Source organism: Thioclava dalianensis (genome assembly GCF_000715505.1).
Taxonomy (GTDB): domain Bacteria; phylum Pseudomonadota; class Alphaproteobacteria; order Rhodobacterales; family Rhodobacteraceae; genus Thioclava; species Thioclava dalianensis.
In genome coordinates, this window is the sequence record NZ_JHEH01000002.1 from 124,081 (window position 1) to 135,712 (window position 11,632).

An 11,632-nucleotide genomic window follows, 5' to 3' on the forward strand; every position below is an offset into this window, starting at 1 on the left:
AATGATTTGCAACTGTCAAGCCAGTTGCAAGCCATTTGCATCTTGGGCTTGCCAGAGCGGGGAGATTTGCGCAAAAAAGAGCCGATGACACAGACAGATCGCCGCACCGAGAATCTCACCACCGCCCTGCGCCGCGCCGGCGTGCGGATCACCCGCCAGCGGGCGGCCCTTCTGGCGGTGCTGGCCGAGGCTGACGACCACCCCGAGGCTACGGAATTGCAGCGCCGCGCCGAAGAGGTGGTGCCGGGGATCTCGCTCTCGACAGTGTACCGCACATTGACCGAGCTGGAGACCCAAGGCGTGATCCTGCGCCATCAGTTCGAGGGCACGCCCGCGCGGTTCGAACATAGCGAGACACAGCACCACGACCACATGATCGACGTCGATAGCGGCGAGGTGGTCGAGTTTGCCAATGAGCGGATCGAACGGCTACAGGCCGAGATCGCCGAGGCGATGGGCTACGAGATCGTGCATCACCGGCTTGAGCTTTATGTACGCAAGAAAGTCGCGCGCGAGCCGTGAGGCCTCAGGCCAGCCCCAACAGCATCAACATCAGCGGCAATGTCGCCACCGAGGCCACGGTCTGCGCGGTCACGATCCCCGCCATGAAGGGGCCATCGCCGCCCAGTTGCCGGGTCAGCACATAGGCGCTGGTCGCGGTGGGAATAGCGCAAAACACCACAAGTACAAGCGCGTCTGTCCCGGCCAAACCGAACAGATGGCCGATCCCCGCCGCCAGAAGCGGCATCGCGATCAGGCGCAGAGCGGCATTGCCCGCAAGCGGCCCCAGATCGCCGCGCAGCGCCGTGATCTGCAGTGCAGCCCCCACGCAAAGCAGCCCCAGCGGCAGGCTCCCCCGGGCCAGAACCACCAGAAAATCATGCATCCCGAAGGGCAAACCCGCGCCCAGTGACGCCAGCGCAAGCCCCGCCACGCAGGCAAGGATCAACGGATTGCGCAGCATATTGCGCGCAATCGCGAGCGGCGACCGGGTCTCGCTCAGTGCAAGGATCGACAGGACATTGACGAAGGGCACCGCCACCGCCAGCACCAAAGCCGCCCGCGACAGGCCTTCCGGCCCCGCGAGCCGCGCGGTCAGCGCGAGCCCCAGATAGGTATTGAACCGCACGGCCCCCTGAAGCGCCGGGCCGAAACGGCGCGCCGGCACGGACCACAGACGGCGCAGCGCATAAAGCAGCACGGCTGCCACCGCGATCGTCGCGAGCGCCGCGCCGCCCAGCCGCCAGATCGCGGGATCATGCACCGGAGCGTTAATCAGGCTTGAGACCAGAAGTGCCGGGAAGAGGACGAAATAATTGAGCCGCTCGGCGGCAGGCCAGAAGCCCTGTGCGGGAAATCCCGCACGGTTCAGCACGAAGCCCAAACAGATCAGCGCAAAGAGCGGCCAGATGGTGAAAAGCAGCACGGTGGACCTTTGCGGCGGGACGGATCTGCGGCGGATATTTTCCCTTAGCACTGCCGGTGGTGGCTTTCCAGCACCCCTGCCATCTGCCCCAAATCTACGCGCCGCGCGGAAAACTTGGGAACCATAGCGACGCCACGGGGTTCGAAAAACAATAAAACAGATAAGCACGAAGGCGAGACGCTGCGTGATGTGGCCGTGATCCACGAGACGCACGACGCCCGAACCCCCTGCGCAATGAGCCTGCCTCCAAGGGGCCAGTCCAGGGATCAAAGCTTCGGCTGGGGCCAAAGAGCACCAACAGAAAGGGACAGCCATGCACGACAAGATGCCGCAAGAACGGCTATTTTTCTTCCCGAAGGTCCATCGCGCGGTCTTTCTGACCTCAGCAATCGTAATCCTCGGTTTCATCATTTTCGGGGCGTTGTTCAGCGAAGAATCCTCGGCCCTGTTCACCGGGATGCAGAGCTGGCTGTCGGACACGCTCGGCTGGGCGCTGATCCTTGAGATCAACCTCTTTCTCTTTGCCACCGTCTATCTGGCCTTCGGACCGTTTGGCGATATCCGGCTGGGCCGGATGACCGACAAGCCCGATTACGGGATCATCTCATGGACGGCGATGCTGTTTTCTGCGGGCATCGGCATCGGGCTGATCTATTGGGGGGTGGCCGAGCCGCTCTATCACTATTTCGCCCCGCCGATCGGCACCCCCGAAACCCAAGAAGCCGCGCGACAGGCGATGACGATCTCGTTCATGCATTGGGGGTTTCAGGGCTGGTCGGTCTATTCGATCGTGGCGCTGTCGCTGGCCTATTTCCACTTCCGCAAGGGGCTGCCTCTGACGATCCGCTCCGCGCTCTACCCGATCCTTGGCGAGAAGATCTGGGGACCGTGGGGGAGCGCTGTGGACATCCTCGCGGTGTTTGGCACGATGTTCGGCATCGTCACCTCGCTGGGGCTGGGGGCGATGCAGATCAATTCCGGTCTGGGCACGGTGTTTGGCATCGGCCAGTCCAGCACGGTGCAGATCCTGATCATTGCCTGCATCACCGCCGTCGCCACGATGTCGGTCATGGCGGGGCTTGATGGCGGGATCAAGCGGCTCTCGAACCTCAATATCGGGTTGAGCTTCGTCTTCCTCGTCCTGATGCTGATTGCCGGGCCCACGATCTTCATTCTTGATCTTTATGTTCAAAGTTATGGCGATTATCTCTCAAGCATCGTGAGCTGGACCTTCTGGACCGAAGCGTGGCAGCCCAATGACGACTGGCAGAACGCCTGGACCATCTTCTACTGGGCGTGGTGGATTTCCTGGTCGCCCTTTGTCGGCGTGTTCATAGCGCGGATCTCGAAGGGCCGCACAATCCGCGAATTCGTTCTGGGGGTGATGCTGCTGCCCACCTCGATCATGTTTTTCTGGTTCTGCACCTTCGGAGGCACGGCGCTGCATATCTCGCTGGCTGGCGACCCCTCGCTGGTCGAGGCTACGAAAAATTCCTATGGCGACGCGATGTTTGCCCTTCTCGGGCATTTCCCCGGATCGCAGATCATGTCGGGCTTTGCGATCATCCTGATCGTGATGTGGTTCGTGACCTCATCGGATTCAGGTTCGTTCGTGATCGATATGCTGACAGCGGGGGGCGATGCCGATCCGCCCAAAGTGCAGCGGCTGTTCTGGGCGATCACCGAAGGGGCCGTGGCCTCGGTGCTGTTGCTGGCAGGCGGGCTGCAGGCCTTGCAGGCCGCAGCGGTGGTGGCGGGCTTTCCCTTCGCGATCGTGTGCCTGTTCATCCTGATCGGGCTGATCAAGGCGCTCCGATGGGATCCGCTGATGGTCTATCGCCACAATCAGCGCTTCCGCAGCGACGAGGAAGCCGATCACGCGATGCCCAATGAGTTGCCCGGTGACCTTTACGGTGCGAACCCAACGCCGCCGCCGGGGCCGCCTGCCAAAACCCGGCCCGCCGAGTAAAATCAGACAGAGCCGTGGCGCAGGCTGCGGCTCTGTCTCCTTGAGGCCCCGCCCGCCACCGCGGCGCGCCGCAGGCACCGCGCGGCACCAGACTTGATCTGCGAAGGCAAGCTGCTAACTAAGCGTCTCACAAACCCGGACCCTCGCATGACCCACACCACTACTGCCGCGCCTCTGGAACCTGCGAAGAAGTGGGGCGCCGTGATCGTGTTGCTCACCGCGAATTTCATGAACCTGATCGACATCACCATCGTGAATGTCGCGCTGCCCTCGATGCAATCCGAGCTGTCTGCGGCCCCCAATATGATCGAATGGATCGTCGCGGGCTACACGTTCTCCTTCGCGCTTTTGCTGCTGCCAGCGGGGCGGATGGGCGATCTGTTCGGGCGCAGACGGCTCTTTGCCTCCGGGATCGTGATTTTTACGCTGGCCTCGCTGATCTGCGGCTTGGCACCGGCGATCGACACGCTGATCGCCGCCCGCGTGTTGCAAGGGCTGGGGGCGGCCATCATGACGCCGCAGACGCTGGCGCTGGTGCCCGCACTGTTCCCGCCCGAGCAGCGCGGCTCGGCCTTCGGGTTATTCGCGCTTACGGCGGGGCTGGCCTCGGTGACCGGCCCGATCCTTGGCGGTGTGCTGATCGGCGCGGATATCTTCGGGCTGACATGGCGGCCGATTTTTCTCGTGAATATCCCGATTGGGGTTCTGGCCCTGATCGGTGCGCTGACGCTGGTGCCCAAGGCCGAGGGCAATCGCAAGCTGGGTATCGACTTCGTAGGCATCGTGCTGGCGGCGCTGGCGATGCTGGCCGTGCTTGTGCCGCTGGTCGAGGCCCCCTCGCTCGGCTGGCAGCTTTGGATGGCACCGCTGCTGATCCTCGCGCTGCCGCTGGGCTGGGCCTTCGTGCGCTGGCAAATGTATCAAGAGGCGCGCAGCCGCCCGCAGCTTTTGCCGATGCGGCTGTTGCGGACCGGGCCCTTCCTGACGGGCAGCCTGCTCAACGCGGTGCTTTTTACCGCCGTGCCTAGCTATTTCTTTACGATCGCACTGTATCTGCAATCTGGCTACGGGCTGAGCGCGCTCGATTCCGGCCTGACGACGATCCCGTTTCCCTTAGGCGTGCTGGCCGCCTCGGCGGTGACGGGTTGGTTCGGCTCGCGCTGGGTGCGCTGGCGTGTGATGGGCGGCGCGGCCCTGTTGGGCATCGGGTTTCTCGGTCAGGGCTGGGCCGTCTGGGGTATGGGCGAGCAGATCAGCTGGCTGCGCATGGCGCCGTGGTTCTTCCTCGGCGGGCTTGGCTTGGGCAACACCGTCTCCCCGCTGTTCCAGATCGCGCTGTCTGCCGCCGACAGCAACGATAGCGGCTCGGCCTCGGGCGCGGTTCAGGCGATCCGCCAGCTTGGGATCTCCTTCGGGATCGCAATTGTCGGCGCGATCTTCTTCACGCTTCTGGGCGGGACGGCGGCAGGCGATAGCGAGACCTATCGGCGTGCGATGCTGGGCGCGATCACCTATTCAAGCCTCGTCGCAGGGGCGCTCGTCCTGTCGGCCTTGCTGATCCCGATCCGGTTGCAGCGCTAGGCCGGTTCACGAGCCACCCCAACCGCGTCAAACGGGCGTGCCGCTTTGGCGCGCCCGGCTCCAGATGTGATCTCCAGCCACAGCTCCCACGCCGCTAACACGCGCTCATATTTCCTTGACACGCCGTGAGTGGCGCTAAGTGACTCTTATTGAAGACAAGTCTTGCTTTCGGAGATCCGCATGAAAATTCAAGACCCAACCGACCGCCCCCGCACGATCCTGATCGTGATCGGCGGCGTGGCGGGCGCCGCAGTCGCGATTTATAATTACGTCACCCCGCTGACCGGGGTAAATGGCACCTCCGGGGCCGCCCTTGTGATCGCCACCTCGATCCTGATCGTTCTGGCCGCCATCGTGGTCCAGCTTCTGGCGGGCGGCTTTCTGCGCGCCCTGCTGCGTACCCTGATCGTGCTTGGGATCTTGGGCACCGCAGCGGCTGGCTATTTCTTGCATGAATGGTGGCTCATGGGCGCGATGGCCGTCGCGTTGATCGGGGTCATCTTCGATGCCGCAGCCACCCGTGGATCAGCCAAAGGAGCCTATGCATGACCCTCTCCCCCCGTATGCTCACGCTGGCCCTGATGATGGCATTCCCTGCGGCCGGCATGGCCCAGCAAAGCGACACACCCAGCGCAACCGCACCCGAAACCGCGGCCCCGCAAAGCCAAGCGGGCGATGCGCCCAAAGCAGAGGCTTCGGACGCAACGCCGAGCGCTTCTGCGCAATCGGCCCCGGACGCATATCCGGGCGTCGCCGATCCGATTTATGCAAGCGAGACGCGCAGCCGCAATGACATTCCGCTGGTGCCCAAAACGCCCGTCTGGGATGGCTTTCACGGCCAGCTCAACGCGCAGAAATATTCGCCGCTGACGCAGGTGACCCCGGAGAACGTGGGCAAGCTGCAAAAGGTCTGGGATTACCATACAGGCGATGTCTCGGATGGCTCGGGCGGCACGACCGCGACCGTGTGGTCCGCCACGCCGGTCTTTGCCAATGACACGCTTTATATCGGCACGCCCTTCTACCGGATCATCGCGCTCGATCCCGGCACCGGCAAGGAAAAATGGAGCTTTGACACCGACAGCACGCTGGAGCCACTGACCCAGCCCGCGCTCAAGAACCGGGGCGTGGCCTATTGGCAAAGCCCCAATCCGGTCGCAGGAAAGGCCTGCCAGAAGATCGTCTATATCGGGACGATGGATGCGCAGCTTTTCGCGGTGGATGCCGATACCGGCAAGCCCTGCACCGATTTCGGGAATAACGGTGTGCTGGATGTGAACCAGTGGAACACGCTCAACGACCGCTTCCCCTTCTCGGTGCTGCAACCGCCGACCGTTGCAGGCAATCACGTGATCCTCGGCTGGGCAGGCAAGGACTGGGCCTATGCCGAAGCCCCTCCCGGCGCGGTGTTCTCGGTCGATCCGCAGACCGGCAAGCTGCAATGGTCCTTTGACAGCCTGCCCGAAAAGATCCGCCGCAAGACCGGGACCGCGAATGTGTGGACGGCGATGTCGGTCGATCTGGGGCTGAACATGGTCTATCTGCCGGTGGCCTCGCCCTCGCCCAACTACTGGGGCGGCAACCGGACCGAAGAGATCCCCTATGCAACCTCGACCACGGCGCTTGATCTCGATACCGGCAAGGTCGTGTGGTCGCGGCAATGGGTGCATCACGATATCTGGGATTACGACATCAACTCGGCGCCCACGCTGATGGATATCACGGTGGACGGCAAAGAGATCCCGGCGTTGATGCAGGGCACGAAGATGGGCTTTTTGTTCGTCGTGAACCGCGCGACCGGCAAGGATGTCTGGCCCATCGAGGAGCGCAAGGTGCCGCAGGGCGACGGCTCTGTGAAAGGCGAATATTACGCCCCGACACAGCCCTTCCCGACCAAACCCGCGCCGCTGCTGGATCAGTCGAAGAAACCCGATGTGTGGAAGCTGGCCGATATCGTCTCGGGCGGGGAGTGCTCGAAGCTGTTCGACAGCCTGTCCTATGACGGGATGTATTCGCCCCCCACCACCAAGGGCGAAGGCGTTCTGGCCTATCCCGACAGTGCGGGCGGCGTGCAATGGGGAGGCGTGGCCTTCGATCCCGAGACCCAGATCGCGGTCGTGAACACCTCGCATATTGTGCAATATATCAAGCTCTATGCCCGCGAGGACTACAACAAGCAAAAGGGCGGGTCGGGCAATGAGAACGGGTTCTACCCGCAGGAAGGCGCGCCCTATGGCATGCGGCTGTCCAATGCGCTCAACTGGCTGGGCATGCCCTGCTGGAAGCCGCCCTTCGGCGAGTTGGTGGCCATCGACATGCATACCGGCGACGTGAAATGGCGCAGGCCGCTTGGCAACTCGCAAAAATTCGGCTTCTTCATGCCCGAAAGCATGGGCTCGCCCACGATCGGCGGACCTGCGGTGACCAAATCGGGGCTGATCTTCATCGGCTCGACGATGGATGCCAAGGCACGGGCCTTTGACATGAAGACCGGGCGCGAGCTGTGGTCCGACCAGATGCAGGCACCGGTCGTCGCGAACCCCGCGATCTACGAGTATAAGGGGCGCGAATATGTGGCCTTCATCGGAGGCGGCAACTCGATCCTGAAACCTGCGGTCGGCGATCAGGTCGCCGTCTACGCCCTGCCCGAGAAATAACGCAGGGCAGGACACAGCAAAGGGGGCGGGCGCACATAAGCGGCGCTCGCCCCTTTTTTATACCGCGACCCCAAGCTTCTCGCGTCGAAGAATGCACACAGGGGTTTCATCGGGGCGCGAATCCTGACAAGGGCGCAGAGGAGAGACCGAGCCGCCGGGCCGACCCTCCCCCAACCCCAATTTGAAGGACACGCCATGCGCATTTTGATCGATGTCCTGATGCAATATCGGTTCGTTCAGGCCAACACCGTCACACTGGTGCTGGAAGCGGCACAAATGCCGGGCCAAGAGGTGGTGCACGCGGATCTTGATCTCGGTCCGGCGCAGATCTCGCGGATCGCGGGCGACAGCGATGTCGGGCAGAGGATCTGGGCGCGTGTCCCGGCAGGCGATATGCAGCTTCGCTACCGCGCTGAGGTGAATGTCACGCGCCAGAGCGTCCCGCTGAGCGGGCTGCGCGCGATGCAGCTGCATGAAATATGCGCCGAGGCCGCCCCCTATATCCGCCCCTCGCGCTACTGCCAGTCGGACAAATTCGTGGCCTTCGTCGACAAGCGCTTTGGCCATCTGGCGGGTGGCGACAAGGTTGCGGCGATCCGCGACTGGATCGAGGCGAACCTGTCCTATGTGCCCGGCAGTTCGGATTCCGATACCAATGTCCTTGAGACCTTTGCCGGTCGGCAGGGCGTGTGCCGCGACTATGCGCATCTGTTTTGCGCGATGGTGCGGGCCGCGCAAATCCCGGCCCGCGCGGTCTCGGCCTATGGCCCCGACGTGGTCCCGCAGGATTTCCATGCGCTGGCCGAGGTGTGGCTTGAGGATGGCTGGCATCTCGTCGATCCGACCGGCATGTGCGCGCCCGACGCGGTGGCGGTGATCGCGGTGGGGCGCGACGCCTATGACATCGCCTTCATGGAATCGCAGGCCCCCGCCGGTTTCCTCTACCAGCAGGTCTATGTCACGCGCAGCTAGACGCCTGCCCAGACCGCGCGATCAGGCGGGCAAAGCCTGCGCCTGAAACCGGGCCAGAACGGCGAGGCGGGCCGCCTCGATTGCCGCGCACAGATCTTGACCGCCCGCCAGACCCACGGCAATCGCGCTGGCCAGTTGGCATCCCGTGCCACGCAAGCTCCCCGACAGGCGGCGCGCGCGAAAGCACAGCGGGGCGGCCTTGGGCGTATAAAGCCAATCCTCACAAAAAGTCCCATCATCATGCCCGCCCTTCACCAGCACCGCGCCGCAGCCGCGCGCGAGCAGGGCCGAGGCCAGCCCTGCCACCGAAAGATCAGCCCCCATCCCCAGCGTGCCCCCAAGTGCGCGCAGCTCTGGCAGATTGGGTGTGATCACCTGCGCGCGCGGCACAACCCGGTCCAGCAGGAGCGCCACCCCGTCGGGCTCCAGCAGCACATGGCCCGAGCTGGAGACCAGCACCGGATCGAGCACGAGCGGCGCATCGGGCAGATGCCGCGCCACCTGCGCCACATGTACTGCCGTGCCGAGCATTCCGATCTTGGCGGCCGAGACGCGCCCGGCCGCGACGATCTGCGCACCAAGCGTCTCGGGCGCGACCATCTGGACGCAATCAACCGCATGGTCGGTCTGCGCGGTGACTGCCGTGACCGCGACCCGCGCCGCGATCCCAAAATCCTGCGCTGTGGCACAGTCGCGCAGCAGCCCCGCGCCTCCGCTGGAATCCATACCGCCGATAAAGAGCACGGGCCGGGTCACTGCCCGTCTCCGATGATGGCCACACGCGAATGCCCCGCCGCGCTCAGCGCGCGGGCCGCCCGCCAAGCGCGCAGCCCCGTCGTGCAGCGAAACACCACGCGGCAGGTTGGATCGCGCAAATCTGATGGGGCCGGTCCGTCGCGCAGGTCGATCACCCGGTCCTGAGCCGTCACCTGTGCGGGCGCCAGCACCTCCGGGACACAGACTTCGGGCTCCTGCGCGGCATCAAAACGGAAACCCGCAATCCGCCAGCTTGCGCAATCCACGCTGAGCACCTGACCCAGTGGCGAGGGGGAATGGCCTAGCAGAACCGCAAGCGCCATCTGCGCCTGAAGCGCACCCAAAAGCGCCACCACCGGCCCCATCACGCCGCCCACGGCACAGCTTGGCATCTGTGCGGGCAGATCGGGAAACACCGCGCGCAAGCTGGGTGCGCCGCCGCAAAACCCACCCACATAGCCCTGCCGCGCGGCCACCGAGGCCGTGATCAGAGGCACGCTCCGCGCCTGACAGAGATCCGAGAGCGCATAGCTCGCCGCAAAGCTATCCGCCGCATCGATCACCAGATCGACGCCCTCGATCTCGGCCCGCGCATTCAGCGGATCGCAGCGTGCACAGACCGGATCGATCCGGCAGTCAGGGTTGAGCGCGCGCAGGCCGCGGGCCGCCACCTCGGCCTTGAACGCCCCGAGATCGGCCATCCGGAACAGCGTCTGGCGATGCAGGTTGCTTTGCGCGACCCGGTCGGGATCGAAAAGCCGGATATACCCCACACCCGCACCCGCCAGCAGCGGCAGAAGGGCCGAACCCAGCCCGCCCGCACCGATCACCAGCACCCGCGCCGCCCCAAGCCGGGCCTGACCCTCCTGCCCGATTTCGGGCAGAACAATCTGGCGATCATAGCGGCTCATGCAGGCTCTCTCCGGGTGGTGGCGATCCATTCGCGGCAACGCGCCTCGGGATCGGCGGCGGTCTGGATATCGGTCACGACGGCGGCGCTGTCGGCACCTGCGGCAAACAGCCCCGGCAGGCGCTCGGGCGTCAGCCCGCCAATACCCACGAGCGGCGTAGATCCGGCACGGCGCTTCCATGCGCGCAGCTTATCGAGCCCCTGAGGCGCCCATTTCATCTGCTTGAGCAGGGTCGGATAGACCGGCCCAAGCGCAACATAGGCGGGTCCCAGCGCCAGCGCGCGCTCCAGCTCGGCGCTGTCATGCGTGGAAAGGCCAAACCGTATCCCCGCCCGGCGCAAAGCATCGAAATCGGCGTGGTCCATGTCCTCCTGGCCCAGATGGACAAAGCCGCAGCGTAGCTCCAGCGCCAGCTCCCAGTGGTCATTCACCACCAACTGCGCGCCATGCACCGCACAGAAATCACGCGCCCGGCGGATCTGGCGGCGTAGCTCGTGCTCGGGCAGATCCTTGAGACGGAGCTGCACCAGTTTCACGCCCTGCGGCACCAGCAGTTCCAGCGCCGCGACATGACTGACAATCAGATAGAAAGGATCGAGCATCACACCAACTCCGCCATGCCAAAGATCGGGGTCGAGGCCTGCGCCATATCGCGCGGCGGCATCAGACCTGCAATATGGGCGAGCTGCCCCGCGCTCACCGCCTGCCCGAAGGCGCGCGCCATCGCCACCGGATCGAGCGCGCGGGCCACAGCGGTATTGAGCAAGACCGCATCAAAGCCCATCTCCATCGCGGCCATCGCCTGCGAAGGCGCGCCGATCCCCGCATCGATCACCAGCGGGATATCGGGAAAATGCGCCCGCATCGCCGCGAGTGCCGCCCGGTGCCGCAGCCCCTGCCCCGAGCCGATGGGCGCGCCCCAAGGCATCAAGACCCGGCAGCCCGCCTCGATCAGGCGCTCGCCCACGATCAGATCCTCGGTGGTATAGGGAAAAACCTTGAACCCCTCGGCGCTCAGGATGCGCGCAGCCTCCACCAGCGCGAAAGGATCGGGCTGCAGGCTGTCGGCATGGCCGATCACCTCCAGCTTGATCCAGTCCGTCCCAAACAGCTCGCGGGCCATCTGCGCGGTGGTCACCGCTTCGCGCGCGCTGTGGCACCCGGCGGTATTGGGCAAGATGCGGCAGCCGCTCTGGGCCATGATCTCGCGAAATTCGCCCCCCGCCTGCCCCTCACGGCGCAGGCTGACGGTGATCACCTGCGCGCCCGAGGCCGCAATCGCGGCCCGCAGCACGGAGGGCGAAGGGTATTGCGCGGTGCCCAGCATCAAACGGCTCGATAGCTCTGTGCCATAAAACAT

General features: G+C 64.5%; 11 protein-coding genes. 6 read left to right on the forward strand and 5 right to left on the reverse strand.

Features of this window, described 5'->3' with window-relative positions; all coding sequences use genetic code 11:
* Window positions 1-84: 84 nt before the first annotated feature.
* On the forward strand, window positions 85-522 hold the full coding sequence (locus tag DL1_RS02275; RefSeq protein WP_038062205.1) for a Fur family transcriptional regulator: 438 nt from the start codon (window positions 85-87) through the stop codon (window positions 520-522).
* A gap of 4 nt (window positions 523-526) precedes the next feature.
* Here the strand turns inward: DL1_RS02275 and DL1_RS02280 are convergent, their stop codons facing one another.
* Window positions 527-1,426 (reverse strand): AEC family transporter, encoded by a 900-nt coding sequence (locus DL1_RS02280; protein WP_038061862.1) that lies wholly within the window; start codon window positions 1,424-1,426, stop codon window positions 527-529.
* A gap of 313 nt (window positions 1,427-1,739) precedes the next feature.
* On the opposite strand from DL1_RS02280, the gene DL1_RS02285 reads away from it, so the two are divergent.
* The 5 genes from DL1_RS02285 (at window position 1,740) to DL1_RS02305 (ending at window position 8,605) form a co-directional block, all read left to right on the forward strand.
* A complete protein-coding gene (locus DL1_RS02285) occupies window positions 1,740-3,395 on the forward strand; it encodes a BCCT family transporter (RefSeq protein WP_038061865.1) in 1,656 nt (551 codons plus the stop codon).
* Window positions 3,396-3,542: 147 nt separating this feature from the next.
* Entirely contained in the window at window positions 3,543-4,976 is a 1,434-nt protein-coding gene (locus DL1_RS02290) for an MFS transporter (protein WP_038061868.1), read from the forward strand.
* A gap of 180 nt (window positions 4,977-5,156) precedes the next feature.
* A complete protein-coding gene (locus DL1_RS02295; RefSeq protein WP_051693253.1) occupies window positions 5,157-5,525 on the forward strand; it encodes a hypothetical protein in 369 nt (122 codons plus the stop codon).
* Window positions 5,522-7,633, forward strand: a complete 2,112-nt coding sequence (locus DL1_RS02300) for a pyrroloquinoline quinone-dependent dehydrogenase (protein WP_038061872.1) — start codon at window positions 5,522-5,524, stop codon at window positions 7,631-7,633. The genes DL1_RS02295 and DL1_RS02300 overlap by 4 nt, the downstream gene beginning before the upstream one ends.
* A 195-nt stretch (window positions 7,634-7,828) precedes the next feature.
* The gene (locus DL1_RS02305; protein ID WP_038061876.1) at window positions 7,829-8,605 is read left to right on the forward strand and encodes a transglutaminase-like domain-containing protein; all 777 of its coding nucleotides are present in this window, start codon (window positions 7,829-7,831) and stop codon (window positions 8,603-8,605) included.
* A 21-nt stretch (window positions 8,606-8,626) separates the two neighbouring features.
* On the opposite strand, the gene thiD is transcribed toward DL1_RS02305, so the two are convergent.
* Genes thiD through DL1_RS02325 form a run of 4 tightly spaced genes read right to left on the reverse strand, consistent with a single transcriptional unit; the run spans window position 8,627 to window position 11,632 of the window.
* Window positions 8,627-9,361 (reverse strand): bifunctional hydroxymethylpyrimidine kinase/phosphomethylpyrimidine kinase, encoded by a 735-nt coding sequence (gene thiD, locus DL1_RS02310; RefSeq protein ID WP_038061879.1) that lies wholly within the window; start codon window positions 9,359-9,361, stop codon window positions 8,627-8,629.
* Window positions 9,358-10,272, reverse strand: a complete 915-nt coding sequence (locus DL1_RS02315; protein WP_038061881.1) for a HesA/MoeB/ThiF family protein — start codon at window positions 10,270-10,272, stop codon at window positions 9,358-9,360. The genes thiD and DL1_RS02315 overlap by 4 nt, the downstream gene beginning before the upstream one ends.
* Complete coding sequence (locus DL1_RS02320; protein WP_038061884.1) at window positions 10,269-10,874, reverse strand: thiamine phosphate synthase; 606 nt, start codon at window positions 10,872-10,874, stop codon at window positions 10,269-10,271. The genes DL1_RS02315 and DL1_RS02320 overlap by 4 nt, the downstream gene beginning before the upstream one ends.
* Complete coding sequence (locus DL1_RS02325; protein WP_038061888.1) at window positions 10,874-11,632, reverse strand: thiazole synthase; 759 nt, start codon at window positions 11,630-11,632, stop codon at window positions 10,874-10,876. The genes DL1_RS02320 and DL1_RS02325 overlap by 1 nt, the downstream gene beginning before the upstream one ends.